General features: G+C 69.9%; 13 protein-coding genes and 1 pseudogene. 3 read left to right on the top strand and 11 right to left on the bottom strand.

Going from position 1 to position 15715, the window contains the following annotated elements; genetic code table 11:
• Nucleotides 1–170 precede the first annotated feature (170 nt).
• Together OHA64_RS38860 and OHA64_RS38855 are read left to right on the top strand one after the other, a co-directional pair.
• Nucleotides 171–347 (top strand): hypothetical protein, encoded by a 177-nt coding sequence (locus OHA64_RS38860; RefSeq protein ID WP_405621448.1) that lies wholly within the window; start codon nucleotides 171–173, stop codon nucleotides 345–347.
• Between the two features lie 302 nt (nucleotides 348–649).
• On the top strand, nucleotides 650–2110 hold the full coding sequence (locus OHA64_RS38855) for an amidase (protein WP_405621446.1): 1461 nt from the start codon (nucleotides 650–652) through the stop codon (nucleotides 2108–2110).
• Between the two features lie 80 nt (nucleotides 2111–2190).
• Here OHA64_RS38855 and aspA read toward each other — a convergent pair whose 3' ends face one another.
• The 11 genes and pseudogenes from aspA to iolC form a co-directional block, all read right to left on the bottom strand.
• A complete protein-coding gene (gene aspA, locus OHA64_RS38850; RefSeq protein WP_405621444.1) occupies nucleotides 2191–3687 on the bottom strand; it encodes an aspartate ammonia-lyase in 1497 nt (498 codons plus the stop codon).
• Nucleotides 3688–3728: 41 nt separating this feature from the next.
• Nucleotides 3729–4040, bottom strand: a pseudogene (locus OHA64_RS38845) (asparaginase); the annotation flags it as partial.
• Between the two features lie 12 nt (nucleotides 4041–4052).
• Complete coding sequence (locus OHA64_RS38840) at nucleotides 4053–4919, bottom strand: sugar phosphate isomerase/epimerase family protein (protein ID WP_405621442.1); 867 nt, start codon at nucleotides 4917–4919, stop codon at nucleotides 4053–4055.
• Nucleotides 4916–5932: a Gfo/Idh/MocA family oxidoreductase gene (locus OHA64_RS38835; RefSeq protein WP_405621440.1), complete on the bottom strand. Its 1017-nt coding sequence runs from the start codon at nucleotides 5930–5932 to the stop codon at nucleotides 4916–4918. Before OHA64_RS38835 ends, OHA64_RS38840 begins: the two co-directional genes overlap by 4 nt.
• Nucleotides 5933–5955: 23 nt before the next feature.
• Nucleotides 5956–7377 (bottom strand): sugar porter family MFS transporter, encoded by a 1422-nt coding sequence (locus OHA64_RS38830; RefSeq protein WP_405621438.1) that lies wholly within the window; start codon nucleotides 7375–7377, stop codon nucleotides 5956–5958.
• Nucleotides 7378–7386: 9 nt separating this feature from the next.
• On the bottom strand, nucleotides 7387–8337 hold the full coding sequence (locus OHA64_RS38825; RefSeq protein ID WP_405621436.1) for a TIM barrel protein: 951 nt from the start codon (nucleotides 8335–8337) through the stop codon (nucleotides 7387–7389).
• Between the two features lie 29 nt (nucleotides 8338–8366).
• Nucleotides 8367–9863 (bottom strand): CoA-acylating methylmalonate-semialdehyde dehydrogenase, encoded by a 1497-nt coding sequence (locus tag OHA64_RS38820; RefSeq protein ID WP_405621434.1) that lies wholly within the window; start codon nucleotides 9861–9863, stop codon nucleotides 8367–8369.
• Between the two features lie 29 nt (nucleotides 9864–9892).
• Nucleotides 9893–11770, bottom strand: a complete 1878-nt coding sequence (gene iolD / locus OHA64_RS38815) for a 3D-(3,5/4)-trihydroxycyclohexane-1,2-dione acylhydrolase (decyclizing) (RefSeq protein ID WP_405621432.1) — start codon at nucleotides 11768–11770, stop codon at nucleotides 9893–9895.
• Nucleotides 11767–12684, bottom strand: a complete 918-nt coding sequence (gene iolB / locus OHA64_RS38810; RefSeq protein ID WP_405621430.1) for a 5-deoxy-glucuronate isomerase — start codon at nucleotides 12682–12684, stop codon at nucleotides 11767–11769. Before iolB ends, iolD begins: the two co-directional genes overlap by 4 nt.
• Nucleotides 12681–13553, bottom strand: coding sequence for an aldolase (locus tag OHA64_RS38805; protein ID WP_405621428.1), 873 nt, complete (start codon nucleotides 13551–13553; stop codon nucleotides 12681–12683). Before OHA64_RS38805 ends, iolB begins: the two co-directional genes overlap by 4 nt.
• Nucleotides 13543–14496, bottom strand: a complete 954-nt coding sequence (gene iolC, locus OHA64_RS38800) for a 5-dehydro-2-deoxygluconokinase (RefSeq protein WP_405621426.1) — start codon at nucleotides 14494–14496, stop codon at nucleotides 13543–13545. The genes OHA64_RS38805 and iolC overlap by 11 nt, the downstream gene beginning before the upstream one ends.
• 213 nt (nucleotides 14497–14709) lie before the next feature.
• Here iolC and OHA64_RS38795 point away from each other — a divergent pair, with 213 nt between their 5' ends.
• Complete coding sequence (locus OHA64_RS38795) at nucleotides 14710–15705, top strand: LacI family DNA-binding transcriptional regulator (RefSeq protein ID WP_405624291.1); 996 nt, start codon at nucleotides 14710–14712, stop codon at nucleotides 15703–15705.
• Nucleotides 15706–15715: the final 10 nt, after the last annotated feature.

The raw sequence follows: 15715 nt of genomic DNA, 5'->3' as shown, positions 1-15715 counted from the left end.
TCAGCCAGAAGCCCCTTCTTCCTGGGACTACGAGTACCAGGCACATGCGCGGCCGACGGTGTTCACTGGGCGCATGACGGCGACGGAACTCGACGACGCGCGGCTGGTTCGCTCCGAAGGGCCACCTTTGTCTCGGCCCCGATGAAGACAATCGCTGGGGCACCGGGTTCATGGTCAGCGCTCCCGGCAGGGTGATGGCCGGCACGGGCACCTACGGCCTCGGCGGAGGCATGGCCTTCGCACACCTCGAATCACAAGTCGTCTTCGCCTACGAGACCGCCCGTCCCGGCGGCTTCCCCGACGAACGAGCCGACACCCTCCGCACGGCCCTGCGGGGGTGTCGCTGACCAGGGGCCCGAAGATCCGGACAGGAGGTCCAGAACCCGGCCGACGGCCGCCAACCCGGCCGCAGCGAACAACAGCGGTGCCCCACTGGCCTGGCGTCGTAAGCCGGGTGCCCTGGACTCCACCGCTGACGCCAGGTCAGTGGGATTCGCGGCTCACCTGCGAGCCCCTGAAGACGATCAGGAAGTCCAGGTTGCTCCCGTGTCGGCCTGCAGGAGTCGACTACAGGCCTCATCAGCCACACCCCATCGCCCTGGGCATCCGGGCATCCCACCCCGAACACCACCAACATGAGGAGAGCAACATGAGCGACCTCGCGTTCGCGTCGGCGACGCGCCTCGTCGCGGCGCTGGCCCGCAAGGAGCTGTCGAGCAGCGAACTGCTCGACTACTACCTGGAGCGCGTCGCGCGCCTGAACCCCACGATCAACGCAGTCGTGGTGCTGGACGAAGAGCGAGCGCGCGAGGCAGCCCGCGCCGCCGACGAGGCGATCGCTGCCGGCCGCTCGCTCGGCCCGCTGCACGGGCTCCCGATGACTGTCAAGGAGTGCTTCGAGGCGGTCGGCATGCGCACGACCTGCGGCGCTCCCGCGCTCGCCGACAACGTGTCGAGTCACGATGCTGCTGCGGTCGCACGGCTGCGCGCAGCGGGCGCCGTCGTGTTCGGCAAGACGAACCTGCCGATCTGGTGCCGCGAGGGCCAAGCGTTCAACGAGGTCTACGGCACGACAAGCAACCCCTGGGACCTGTCGCGCGGGCCAGGCGGCTCGTCGGGTGGTTCGGCCGCCTCGGTGGCGGCGGGCCTGGCCGGGCTCGAACTCGGCAGCGACATCGCAGGCTCGATCCGCAACCCCGCCCACGCGTGCGGCGTCTACGGCCTCAAGCCGTCCCGGGGCGTCGTCTCGCAGCGCGGTCACTCGTCACATCCGGGGGTGTTCGCGCCGAGGGACCTGGTGGCCGCCGGCCCGCTCGCGCGCAGCGCCGACGACCTCGAACTGGCGCTCGACGTGCTCGCAGGACCGACCGAGGAGGACCGCCCGGCCTGGCGGCTCGAGCTGCCGCCTCCACGCAGGCGAGAACTCGCGGGTTTCCGTGTCGCCGCGTGGCTGGACGACCCGTGGGCTCCGGTTGACGCCACGGTCCTGGAGCTGCTCCAGGACGCAGTCGGCGCGCTCGAGCGCGCGGGCGCTCGCGTGGAACGGCGCCCCGGCCCGGTCGCACTGGAGGCGTCGGACCGCCTCTACCGGCAGCTGCTGATGGGGGCGCTCTCGCCCGGACTGGCCGACGAGGAGGTGGCAGGGATCGACGCAGGGCTGGCGCAGCTTCCACCTGCTGCCGACGACGTCAGCGCACGCCACCTGCGCGGCTTCGTCCAGCGTCATCGCGACTGGCTGCGTGCCGACGAGGAGCGCTGGCAGATGCGCCGCCGATGGGCCAGCTTCTTCCGAGACTACGACGTGCTCGTGTGCCCGGTCCTGTCGCTGCCGGCGATCCCGCACGACCAGTCGCCAGACATGGACGCGCGTGTGATCGAGGTCAACGGGTTGACGCGACCGTACTGGGACCTCGTGAGCTGGGTCGGCATCGCCAATCTACTCGGCCTACCCGCCGCGTCAGTGCCGATCGGCCGCACGCGCGGCGACGGGCTGCCCGTCGGCCTGCAGATCATCGGCCCGTACCTCGAGGACCGCACCGTGATCGAGCTCGCAGGCCACCTCGCCGAGCACGTGCCCGGCTTCGAGCCACCGCCCAGCTTCCGCGCCTGACCACCCGCACACCACCAGGAGATGAAAGAGCCATGTCCGCTCGGAGTTGGCGGGCGCCCTGCCCCTGTCGGACGCGGGCACTACCGGAAGTGCTGGTCGAGCAGGACCGGGATCGGGTTGTCGATGTTGCCGTAGGCCGCCATGAAGTGGGCCAGGGCCGCGTTGCGGTCACCGTGCGCGGACTCGGAGGCGGCGACCTCCTGGTCGAAGTCCAGGGCCGGGGTCGCGGACGGCAACAGCCCCTTCTCCAGGACGAGTTCGGCGACTCCGCGACCGCTGTTCAGCGCCTCCTTGGCGATGTCGGTGGCAGCGGTGTAACCGATGTGCGGGTTGAGGGCGGTCACCAGGCCGATGGAGTTCTCCACGCTCGCCCGCAGCGCCTCGGTGTTGGCGGTGATGCCGTCCACGCAGCGTTCGGCGAGGGTGAGGCAGGCGGCGCGCAGGTGGGTGATGGACTCCGACAGGGAGTGCAGGATGATCGGCTCGAAGGCGTTGAGCTGGAGCTGTCCGGCCTCGGCGGCCATCGTGATGGTGACGTCGTTGCCGATCACCTCGAAGGCGACCTGGTTGACGACCTCGGGGATCACCGGGTTGACCTTGCCGGGCATGATGGACGAACCGGCCTGCACGGGCGGCAGGTTGATCTCTCCGAGTCCCGCGCGGGGTCCTGACGACAGCAGGCGCAGGTCGTTGCAGCTCTTGGAGAGCTTGACGGCGATCCGCTTGAGCACGCCGGACATCTGGACGAACGCGCCGCAGTCCTGGGTGGCTTCGACCAGGTTGGCCGCGGTGACCAGCTGGAGTCCGGTGATCGCGGAGAGGTGGCGGCGGGCCGACTCGGCGTATCCGGCGGGGGCGTTGAGCCCCGTCCCGATCGCCGTGGCGCCCAGGTTGATCTCATGGATCAGCTCGACGGCCTCGGCGAGACGGCTGCGGTCCTCGTCGGTCATGACGGCGTACGCGGAGAACTCCTGACCGAGCGTCATCGGCACCGCGTCCTGCAGCTGTGTGCGGCCCATCTTGAGCACGTCGTGGAACTCGACGGCCTTACGGGCGAACGCGTCCTGCAGTACGGACATCGCCTCGAGCAGGCCACGTACCGCGAAGACCGTCGCGATCTTGACGGCGGTCGGGTAGACGTCATTGGTCGACTGGCCGAGGTTGACGTCCTCGTTGGGGTGCAGGTGCCCGTACTCGCCCTTGGCGTGGCCGAGCAGCTCCAACGCCCGGTTGGCGACGACCTCGTTGGCGTTCATGTTGGTCGAGGTGCCGGCGCCGCCCTGGACGACGTCGACGACGAACTGGTCGTGCAGCTTGCCGTCGCGGATCTCGCGGCATGCCTCCACGATGGCGGCGGCCTTCCTCGCGTCCAGAAGCCCCAGCTCCAGGTTGGCCAGGGCGGCGGCCTCCTTGACGGCGGCGAGGGCGTCGATCAGGTGCGGGTAGGCGGAGATCGGGGTGCCGGTGATGGGGAAGTTCTCGGTGGCGCGCAGGGTGTGGATGCCCCAGTACGCCTCGGCGGGGACGTGACGGTCGCCGAGCAAGTCGTGTTCGTTGCGGGTGGCTGCGGCGGTCATGGCTGAGCGGGCCCTTCTCTCGGACGAGGCTGTACGCGGAGTCAGACGGGGCTGTGCGTGACGGAGGGGATGACCGGGTCGAGTGCACGGACCGGGCGGACCCGGCCGACGGGACGGCCGCCGCCGAGCAGCGGCTGGCCCGCGAACTCGGTGAGCGCCGCCGGGTCGACGCCGGCTCGGGCGAGGGCGGCCGCGGTGACCGGGACGCGGGCCCGGTCGGCGCCGTCGGCGATCTTCACGGCGACGGACCGGCCGTCCGGGAGGGCGGCGACCGCCGCAACGCCGTAGCCGCCCGGACACGCCACTGAGGGAGTGCCCTGCGTGCGGAGGCGGACCTCAGGCGCTGTCGGACTCCGCGCGAGGGACTACGCCGCGAGTTCCTTGGTGATCCGGTCGAGCATGAACGCCGAGGACTCGCGCGCCCGTTCCTCCCAGGCGAAGACGCAGGCCGCCGCGACGCCGTCGAAGTGCAGCTCGCGCAGGGTGCCGAAAAAGGCGTCCCAGTCGACCTCGCCCTGGCCGATGTCGAGGTGCTGGTGGATGCGGGCAGGGGTGCCGGGCGGGTTGAGGATGTAGCGCAGGCCGCTGGAACCCTTGTGATTGAAAGAGTCGGCGATGTGGACGTGCTGGAGCTTGTCGCCCGCGTAGCGCATCATCGCGGCGATGTCCGCCGTCGGGTCCGCCCCGGAGAGATGGAAGGAGTGCGGTGCGCAGTAGAGGTAGTTCACCCAGGGCTTGTTGATGGCGCGGACCAGGTCGACGGCGGGGGTGTTCTCCTCGCAGAAATCGTCGGGGTGGGCTTCCAGGTTCAGAGCGATGCCTTCGCGCTCGAACAGCGGCAGCAGTTCCTCCAGGGAGCGCCAGAACGCGGCTTCGCTCTCGGCGGCGCGCTCCGGGCGCCCGTTGAACTCCGAGTTCATCAGCGGACATTCCAGGTCCGCGGTGATCTCGATCATCCGCTTCCAGTACCGGACGGCGGCCTGCCGCTCGGTCTCGTCGGGCGAGGACCACTTGTACAGCGGCAGCACGGAGGACAGCTTCACGCCGTGCGTATGCAGGGCGTTCTTCAGCTCGGCGATGCGCTCGTCGTCCGCCCGCGGGTGGAGGAAGAACGGCATGAAGTCGTCACGCGGCGACAACTCGATGTATTCGTAGCCGAGTTCGGCCACCGTGCGCACCATGTCGTCGATGGACAAGGCACGGAGCATGTACGGGTCGAGGGCGATCTTCACGCGGCACATCCGTAGAAGGCGGGACGGGGCTTGAGGTCCGTGGCGACGACGCGGCTCGACTCCAGGGCCTCGGCGGTCGCGCTGGTGATGACGGTCGCGGCGTAGCCGTCCCAGGCCGACGGGCCCGTGGGCTCGTTGCCGGCCGTCACGTTCGTGATCCACTCGCGGAACTCGGTGTCGAAGGCGTCCGCGAAGCGGCCCACCCAGTCCGTGAGTACCTCTGTGCTGTGCTGGGCGGCGACGCGGACACCGACGGCTGCCGGATCCGGCAGCCGGACCAGCCCCTCCTCGCCGACGGCCTCGCACTGGATGTCGTAGCCGTACTGGCAGTTGACAAAGACCTCCAGGTCGATCCGGACGCCCTTGGCGGTCTCGAAGAGCATGATCTGGGGGTCCTTGAGGTGCGCGAACCGCTTGCTCGTGGCGCGCGGGGTGAGCACCTGGGTGGAGACGATCTCGTCGTCCAGCAGCCAGCGCAGCACGTCCACCTCGTGCACGGCCGTGTCGAGTGCGGCCATCGAGGAGACGTACGACTCGGGGACGGTCGGGTTGCGGTGGGCGCAGTGCACGATCAGCGGCTCGCCGATCCGGCCGGAGTCGATGACCTGCTTCATCTTCCGGTATCCGGCGTCGTAGCGGCGCATGAAGCCGACCTGGACCAGGCGGCGGCCGTGCGCGACCTCGGCCTCGACGATCTTGAGGCAGTCCTCGGCGGTCGTCGCGAGGGGCTTCTCGCAGAACACCGGTTTCCCGGCGGCTATCGCGTTCAGCACGTGCTCGGCGTGGGTCGGGCCCCAGGACGTCACGAGCACGGCGTCGACGTCGTCCGCGGCGATCAGGGCAGCGCCGTCGGGCATCACTCGGGCGCCGACCGGCGCCGCTGCCTCCGCGGCGCGGGCGGCGTCGATGTCGGTGACCGCGGTGACGCGGGCGCCGGTGACGGTGTCGGTGAGACGCCGGATGTGCTCCTTGCCAATCCAGCCGGCGCCGATGACACCTACACGTACAGTCATGATCGTTTCCTAACTGGGTCCGACTAGGAGAAGCGCGCCCGGAGTTCGGCTTCGAGGGTTTCGAGGGTGCGGCCCCTGGTCTCGGGGACGTAGAGCTTGACGAAGGTGAACGAGAAGACGCCTGCCACAACGAAGAGGAAGAAGGTGTTGGAGACTCCGATCCCGGAGACGAGGGACGGGAAGACCAGGCCGATCGCGAAGTTGGTCAGCCACAGCACCACGGCCGCGATCCCCATCCCGAACCCGCGCATGCGCATCGGGAAGATCTCCGAGAGCATCAGCCAGGTCACCGGGGAGATCGCGCCCTGCTGGAAGGCGAGGAAGGTCACCGTCATCGCGAGCACGGCGTACGCCCGGCCGTCGCCGGACGGAAGCATCAGCGAGAACACCCCGATGAGCAACAGGGCTGAGGTGGTACCGATCTGACCGGTCATCAGCATCGGCCGACGAGGTACCCGGCCCAGCAGCCAGATGCCGACGAAGGTGGCCAGTACCGAGATGACGCCGTTGGCGATGTTCGCGGTCAGCGCGCTGTCGGCGGCGAAGCCGGCGTCGGTGAGGATCTGGGTGCCGTAGTACATGATCGTGTTGACGCCGGTGATCTGCTGCACGATCGCGATGCCGAAGCCGACGAACATCAGCTTGCGCAGCCATGGTGTGGACCGCATGTCCTGCCAGCCACCCAGCTTCTCCTGCTCCTCCTTCACGGCGAGCGCGGACACCTCGGCGAGCTCGGCCTCGGCCCGCTGCTGGGAGCGCACCTGCTTGAGCACGTCGAGAGCCTCGCTGAAGCGGGTCTTGGAGGCGAGCCAGCGTGGGCTCTCCGGCATCACCAGCATGCCGAACCAGAGCACGACGGCCGGGATGGTGGCGAGCACGAGCATCCAGCGCCACACTCCGCCGGACTCACCTCCGACCTGGGCGATGACCGCGTTCGAGGTGAAGGCCAGCAACTGCCCGCTGACGATCATCAGTTCGTTGCGGGTGACCAGTGCGCCGCGCCGTTCGGCGGGGGAGACCTCGGCGAGGTAGACGGGCACGGTCACCGAGGCCCCACCGACCGCGAGGCCGAGTACGAACCGGGCCACCACCATGACCGCGACGTTCGGCGCGAGCGTGCAGCCCAGCGCGCCGACGAAGAAGATCACGGCGAGGGTGAGGATCGTACGGCGTCGTCCGCGCGCGTCCGACAGGCGGCCGCCGGTGATCGCGCCCAGAGCCGCGCCGAGGAGCAGTGAGCTGGTGACCATGCCTTCGGTGACCGCGGTCAGATCGAGGTCGTCGGTCATGTACGGCAGGGCGCCGTTGATGACGCCGGTGTCGTAGCCGAAGAGCAGGCCGCCGAAGGTGGCGATGACGGTGATGACGCGCAGCCGCCGGGAGACGGCGGGCGGGGCGTCGTTCGTGCGGGTGGGGGCTTGAGTTGCGTCGTCCCTGACGTCCATGGCCACCTCCTATCGGTCGAGGTTCGGGCGTCGGGAGCCCGTCAGCCCGCAGCCCGCCAGATGCTCACGCGTGCTGACCGCGATGGGCAGCGGCACCTCGGGAGCGCACGGGTACAGGTCCTGCTCGACGATCACGAACAACTCGGCGGCCAGCTTCGCCAGTTCGGTCACCACGTCGGAGGGGTTCGGCACACCGGCCGGGGGTGACACACAGACTCCGCGCCTGACGGCCTCGCCGAACGACAGGTCCTCGGCGGCCACTTGGGCGAGCACGGCCGGGTCCATCTGCTTGATGTGGACGTAGCCGACGCGCTCGCCGAAGCGGCGGATCAGGTCGAGGTTGTCCCCGCCGCCGTAGGCCACGTGCCCGGTGTCCAGGCAGAGGTTGGTGTAGCGCGAGTCCGACTCGTTCAGCAGCCGTTCGATCTCCGGCTGGGTCTGGATGTGGCTGTCGGCGTGAGGGTGGATGACGAGGCGTATGTCGTACTCGTCGAGCAGTACCTTGCCCAGCCGGTCGGCGGCCTTGCCGAAGCCCGCCCACTGCTCGGCGGTCAGCTCGGGCGACTCGGTGAACGCGCCGGTCTTCTCGTCCCGGTACATCGGTGGGATCAGGACCAGGTGGTGGGCGCCCGCGGCAGCCGTCAGCGTGGCGACCTGGCGGACGTGGGTGAGCATGTCGTCCCAGGCTTCCGGCCGGTGCAGTGCGCCGAAGGCGGTGCCGCCGGAGACCCGGAGCCCGCGGGCGTCCAGCTCCGCCTTCAGCCGCTGTGGGTCGGTGGGGAGATAGCCGTAGGGTCCGAGCTCCAGCCACTGGTACCCGGCCGCGGCCAGCTCGTCGAGGAAGCGGGTGTACGGCACCTGGTGCTCGTCCTCGGGGAACCAGATGCCCCAGGAGTCGGGGGCGGAGCCCAGGCACAGGTTGCCGGCGGTCGTGCGGAGCGGGGATGGCGCCGTTGCCATGGCGTGTCCTTCGGTGGAGGGAGCGGGGGTCAGTTGGAGGTGGGGAAGTTGAAGCCCGCGGCGACGCTGTGGCTCTGCTGGGGCCAGCGGGTCGTGACGACCTTGGGGCGGGTGTAGAAGCGGATGCCCTCGGAGCCGTGGATGGGGTTGTCGCCGATGAGGGAGTCCTTCCAGCCGCCGAAGGAGTAGTACGACATCGGGACGGGCACGGGGACGTTGATGCCGATCATGCCGACGTGGATGTTGCGCTGGAATCGGCGGGCGGCCTCGCCTGAGGCGGTGAACAGGGCGGTGCCGTTGCCGTAGGGGTTGGCGTTGATCAACGCGATCGCTTCGTCGAGTGACTGGACGCGCACGACGGCAAGGACCGGCCCGAACAGTTCCTCCTTGTAGGCGTCCATCTCAGCGGTGACGTGGTCGAGCAGGGACGGGCCGGTGAAGAAGCCCTCCTCGTGGCCGTCGACCTTCAGCCCACGCCCGTCGACGACCAAGGTGGCGCCCTGGGTGGCCGCGGTGCCGACTGCGTTCTCGACACGCTCCTGGGCGGCCTTGGTGACCAGGGGGCCCATCTCCGTGCCGGGCACGTCGCCGGGACCGACCTTCACCTCGCGGGCCTTGCGCTCCAGGACCTCGACCAGCCCGTCCGCGGCGTCGCCGACCGCGACGGCCACGGAGACGGCCATGCAGCGCTCACCGGCGGAGCCGTAGGCGCCGGCGGTGATGTGGTTCGCGGCGAATTCCAGGTCCGCGTCCGGGAGAACGACGGCGTGGTTCTTGGCGCCGCCGAGGGCCTGGACCCGCTTGCCGTGCGAAGTGGCCTGCTCGTGCACGTACTTGGCGATCGGCGTCGATCCGACGAAGGAGACGGCCTCGATGCCGGGGTGGGTGAGGATGGCGTCGACCGCTTCCTTGCCGCCGTGCACGACGTTGAAGACGCCGTCCGGAAGACCTGCCCTCCTGTACAGCTCGGCGACGAAGTTCGCCGCCGAGGGGTCGCGTTCGGAGGGCTTGAGGATGAAGGTGTTGCCGGTGGCGATGGCGATGGGGTGCATCCACAGCGGCACCATCGCGGGGAAGTTGAAGGGGGTGATGCCCGCCACCACGCCGAGCGGCTGGCGGAAGTTGTGCACGTCCACGCCACGCGAGACCTGGTCGGAGAAGCTGCCCTTGAGGACGTCACCGAGGCCGCAGGCGAACTCCACGACCTCACGGCCGCGGGTGATCTCGCCGCGGGCGTCGTCGACCGTCTTGCCGTGCTCGGCGGAGATGATCCGGCCCAGCTCCTCTTCGTGCTCCACCAGCAACTGGCGGAAGGCGAACATGACCTGGGTGCGCTGGGTGAGGGACGACTCCGACCAGGTCTCGAAGGCGCGGGAGGCCGCCTGGACCGCCGTGTCGACGTCGGTGGCGCCGCCGAGGACGACCTGGGCCTGCTCCTGTCCGGTGGCCGGGTTGAACACCGGCTGGGTGTCGGAAGCGGAGCCCGGGTTGGGGGAGCCGTTGATCCAGTGCTCGATGGTCTTCACGGTGCGGGTTTCCTTTGCGGGGACGGGTCTTACAGGTAGTGGCGCTGGGTCGTCTTGTGGGCGGCGTAGGTGTCGTACGCGCTGCGAGTGGACTCCAGGGCGGAGGTCTGGCTGACCGGGACGTCCCACCAGCCGTGGCCGGGCGGGTTGGGCCCGTAGAGGTCGGTCTCGACGTGCACGACGGTGGTGCGGGTGGCGGCCTTGGCCTTCTCCATCGCGGAGCGGAACTCCTCGACCGAGGTGGCGTGCAGGACGTCCGCGCCCAGGGAGGAGGCATTCGAGGCCAGGTCGACCGGCAGCACGTCGCCGTCGAGCTGTCCTGAATCGCCGTTGCGGTAGCGGTACTTGGTGCCGAACCGCTGCGAGCCGAGCGACTCGGACAGGGCGCCGATGGAGGCGAAGCCGTGGTTCTGGACCAGGACGATGATGACCTTCAGGCCTTCGGAGACCATGGTCACGATCTCCTGCGCCATCATCAGATAGGAGCCGTCACCGACCAGCACGACGACCTCGCGGGAGTGATCGGCCATCTTGGCGCCGACACCGGCCGCGACCTCGTAGCCCATGCAGGAGTAGGCGTACTCGACGTGGTACGCCTTGGGGTCGCTCGCACGCCACAGCTGCTGGAGGTCGCCGGGCATGGAGCCGGCCGCGTTGATGACCACAGCGCGCTCGTCGAGCACGGAGTTGAGCGCGCCGAGAATCTCGGTCTGGGCGGGCAGCGGTCCGTGGCCGATGGTGAAGCACCGGTCCTCGATCTCCCTGGTGCGGGCGATGAGGTGGCGGGTGCGCTCGCGGTATGTCGGGTCGACCTCCCAGTCCGTGAGCGCACCGGCGAGGGCCTGGATGCCGAGGCGGGCGTCGGCGACCAACGGCTCGGCAGAGTGCTTGACGGCGTCCAGGCGGGCCACGTTGAGGTTGACGAAGGTGACGTCCGGGTGGGCGAAGACGGTATGGCTGGCGGTGGTGAAATCGGAGTAGCGGGTGCCGATGCCGAGGACGACGTCGGCTTCCTTCGCGAGCTCGTTCGCCGCGTACGACCCCGTCGAGCCGATGCCCCCGACCGCGCACGGGTGGTCCCAGGGGACGGCGCCCTTGCCGGCGTGGGTGTCGGCGACCGGGACGCCGGTGGTTTCCGCGAACGCCTGCAGCGCGGTCTCCGCACCGGAGTACACGGCACCCCCACCGGCCACGATGAGCGGCTTGCGGGCGCCGCGCAGCAGGCGGGCGGCCCGCTCGACGGCGGCCGGCTCCGGGACCGGGCGGCCCACGTGCCACACCCGCCGCCGGAAGAGGGGCAGGGGCCAGTCGTGGGCCTCGGCCTGCACGTCCTGCGGCAGCGCGAGCGTGACGGCCCCGGTCTCCACCGGGTCGGTCAGCACCCGCATCGCGGCCAGGGCGGCCGGGATCAGCTGCTCGGGGCGCGAGATGCGGTCGAAGTACTTGGAGACTGCGCGGAAGGTGTCGTTGACGGTGACGTCGCCGCCGCGGGTGTCCTCCAGCTGCTGCAGCACCGGGTCGGCGGCGCGGGTGGCGAACATGTCGGACGGCAGCAGCAGCACGGGGATCCGGTTGGTGGTGGCCAGTGCCGCACCGGTGATCATGTTGGTGGAGCCGGGGCCGGTGGAGGCGGTGCAGGCGAAGGTGGCCAGCCGGTCGCGCATTTTCGCGTAGGCGACGGAGGCATGGACCATGCCCTGCTCGTTACGGGCCAGGTAGTAGGGCAGATCCGCCTCGCCGGTGGTGGCGGCCTGCAGGAGGGCCTGCCCGATCCCGGCCACGTTGCCGTGGCCGAAGATGCCCCACACCCCGGGGATGAGCCGCTGTTCCTGCCCGTCGCGCTCGCTGTACTGGTTCGCGAGGAAGCGCACCAGAGCCTGCGCGGTGGTCAGCCGGACGGTGTTCATCGCTGCGTGAGTCCTTCGAAGGGAAGCCGGTCGTCCATGTCCTGGGACTCCCAGGTGGTGCGGACCCAGCCGTGGGCGGGGTCGTCGCAGATCAGCCAGGCGCGGTCCTGGCCGGGGCCGGCCATGACGTTGAGGTAGTAGAGGTCGTAGCCGGGCGCGGCGATGGACGGTCCGTGCCAGCCGTGCGGGATGAGGACGGTGTCACCGGAGCGGACCTCGGCGAGCACGTCGATGGGCCGCTCGGCGGTGCCGTAGACCCTCCCCCACGCTCGGCTTCGCTCGCGCGGGGGCACCCCCAGGTAGCCGAAGCCGTTCCCGTCTCCCGCGACCTGGAAGTAGTAGATCTCCTCCAGCTCCGACTCCACGTCCTGCCGCGCCTCGTCGTGCTTGTGCGGCGGATACGACGACCAGTTGCCGCCGGGTGTGAGCACCTCGCAGACCAGTAGCTGCTCGGCGTCGAAGGTGGCGGGCAGGCAGTAGTTGTTGACCTGCCTCGAACACGCCCCCGAGCCGCGGAGCTCTACGGGCACGTCCTCCTTGGGCCCGTACCGAGCGGAGAGTGAGCTCCGCTCGGTACGGGCGGAGGGCAGCGCGAACAGACCTCCCTGTGCGCTGCTGATCAGGGCCTCCGTCTCGGGAGGCAGATAGGCGAAGTCGGTGACCGAGGCGAACACACCGGTCCTTCCTTCGAGTTCGAAGATCCTGGCGTCCGTGGTGACGGTGCAGGAGCCGGTCAGTGGCAGGACCAGGAACTCGGAGTCCCCGGTGGACAGGGCGTGTGCCTGGCCCGGCCTCAGGGTCAGGATCCTGAGGCCGGAGTATCCCCAGCCCGCCGACTCGGGCGTGACCAGGAGGTCGTAGGGCCCGTCGGCGGAAGTGCCCCTGGGCAGGTGGTACTTGCTGGTGTCGCTCACAGCAGGCTCACCGCCTTGTCGACGGCTCCGGCCACGTCGCCGCCCGCCGGATAGAGCAGGGAACGGCCTACGACCAGGCCCTGCGCGGTGGGCTGCTTGAGCGCCTTGCCCCAGGAGGCGAACGCCGCCTCCGGGTCGGTCACCTCACCACCCAGCAGCAGCGCCGGGAGGGTCGAGGAGGCCAGGACGCGCTCCATGCCGGCGACGACCGGCAGCTTGAGCCAGGTGTAGGCGGTACGCCGGCCCAGCCCGGACGCGATCGTGACGGACTTGACGACGGCGTCCGTCGACAGGTCGTTGCGGATCCCGCCGTCCTTCCATGCCGACATGAACGGCTCGACCATGGCGATGAGTCGACGGTCATTGAGTTCATTGACGGCGCGCGCGGTCTCGGACAGGGCGCCCGGGGTGGCCGGGTCGTCGAGGGCGACGCGAGTGAGCATCTTGCCGCCGTCGAAGCCCATCGCGGCGATGGTCTCGGCGTCGTAGCCGGTGAACCTGTCGTCGATCTCGAACACCGAACCCGCGAGCCCGGCCCGGTTCATGGAACCGAAGACGCTCTTGCCGTCGAGGACGCCGAGCAGCAGGAGGTCCTCGAGAATGTCGGCGGTGGCCAACACCCCAGTCACCCCAGGGCGTTCCAGGGCGGTGCACAACCGGTCGAGGAGTTCGAAGCGGTCGGCCATGGCGGTCGGGTCGGAGCCGACACCGTTCGCGCCCCGTGCCGGATGGTCGGCCGCGATGATCATCGCCTTGCCGTGCTCGCCCAGCAGCGACGGGGCCCTGATACGGCGGGCCGCGGCGGCCGCGATGGCGCCGGGGTCGCCCACGCGGGCGGACACGATCCGGCTCAGCTTCTCAGACTGCACGGGTCACCTCATCGAGCTTGGTAATGACTTCAGCCTCGGTCGGCATGGCGTCCGAGCAGGACAGACGGCCGGCGACGAGGGCACCGGCGGCGTTGGCGAAGGACACCGTGCGGCTCATGTCCCAGCCGGAGAGCAGACCGTGGCACAGGGCACCGCCGAAGGCGTCACCGGCACCGAGGCCGTTGACCACGTCGACCGGCATCGGGGGGATCTCGGCGACCGCTCCGCTGCGGTCCATGGCCAGTACGCCCTTCGGGCCCTGCTTGACCACCGCCAGCTCCACGCCCGCGGCCAGCAGGGCGTTCGCGGCGGCGTAGGGTTCGCGCTCGCCGGTGGCGACCTCGCACTCGTCGAGATTGCCGACCGCCACCGTGCTGTGCCGCAGCGCCTCGGCGTAGTACGTCCGCGCCCGGGCGGGGTCGGCCCAGAACATCGGCCGCCAGTCCAGGTCGAACACCGTCGTGCCCGCCTTCGCCCGGCGCTCCAGCGCGGCCAGCGTGGCCGAGCGGCTGGGCTCCTCGCTCAGCCCGGTGCCCGTCATCCAGAAGACCACCGCGTCCCGGACCGCGCCCAGGTCCAGCTCACCGGCGGCGATGTCCAGGTCGGGCGCCTTGGGCAGGCGGTAGAAGTACAGCGGGAAATCATCCGGCGGGAAGATCTCGCAGAACGTCACCGGGGTCGGCGCGATGTCCGACGTACCGACGAAGCGGCTGTCGACGCCGTAGCCGGCCAGCGCGGTGCGCACGAAGCCGCCGAACGGGTCCCGGCCGGTCTTCGTGATCACCGCGGCCGTACGCCCGTAGCGCGCCGCGGCCACCGCGACATTGGTCGGGCTGCCGCCCAGGTACTTGCCGAACGAGGTGACCTCGGCCAGCCCCACGCCTGTCTGGAGCGGGTACACATCCACTCCCACGCGGCCCATGGTCAGCACTTCGAACGGCATAACGTTGGTTTCCCTTCGTTCCGGAGACGCCGGTGAGCTGTTGCGGGTGAGTTCCTGCCGCGCTCTACTAGCGCGCTCTAGTGCAAGTACGATGACCCCAGTTCAAATGTCATGTCAATAGGTTGTTGCCAGAAGATTTCTTGATCACCGCCAGGGTGGGCGGCGTCGGAGGGTGGATTCACGGTGGATGCATCGGGCAAGCAGCGGCCCACGATGGCGGACGTCGCCGCGAAGGCCGGCGTATCGCGGGCGCTCGTCTCGATCGTGTTCCGCAACCAGCCGGGCGCGAGCGAGGAGACCAGGCAGCGGGTGCTGCGGGTCGCCGACGAGATCGGCTACCGGCCCGACAGCGCGGCCCGGCTGCTGGCGCGTGGCCGCAGCCGCACGCTCGGCGTGATGTTCACCGTCCAGCAGACCTTCCACACCAACCTGATCGAGGGGATCTACCCCGAGGCCGAGCGGCTCGGCTACGAGGTCCTGCTCTCCGGCGCCACTTCGGGCCGCAGCGAGGAGAAGGCCGTGGAAGCGCTGCTCAGTCACCGCTGCGAGGCGGTGATCCTGCTCGGCTCCTTCGCCGAACCCGACTTCCTGGCCGAACTGGGGCGCCGCACGGTCGCGGTCTCCGTCAGCCGCAGGGTCGCGCATGCGCAGGTGGATTTCGTGCACTCCGCCGAGGCCAAGGGGGTGCGCCAGGCGATGGACCACCTCGTGGAGCTGGGACACCGCAGGATCGTGCACGTCGACGGCGGGCGCGGCCCCGGCTCGGCCGAACGGCGGCGCGCCTACCGGGCGGCGATGCGCCGCCATGGCCTGGAGGCCGAGGAACGTGTCATCCCCGGCGAGCACACCGAGCAGTCCGGCATCGAGACCGGGCGTCTGCTGCTGACGGAGCGCGAGGAGGGGCGCCCGCTGCCGTCGGCGGTCCTGGCGGGCAACGACCGCAGCGCGATGGGCCTGTTGATGTCCCTGACCCGCGCGGGCGTCGAGGTTCCGCGCGACATGTCCGTGGTCGGCTACGACGACAGCCATCTCTCCCACCTGATGCCGATCGGGCTGACCACCGTGCGCCAGGACGCGGGACTCATGGCCGAGCACGCCGTCCGCTTCGCGGTGGAACGCCTGGAGGATCCTCAACGCGAGCCGCGGGAGGCCGTGGTGGAGCCGAAGCTGGTGGTACGGGGGACCAGCGGGCCGCCGACGAAGCGCTGATGCCGTGCGG

It is taken from the genome of Streptomyces sp. NBC_00076 (assembly GCF_045041235.1).
Lineage (GTDB): Bacteria > Actinomycetota > Actinomycetes > Streptomycetales > Streptomycetaceae > Streptomyces.
Note: the sequence above shows the minus strand (reverse complement) of the source record. Positions and strands in the feature narration are given on the sequence as shown.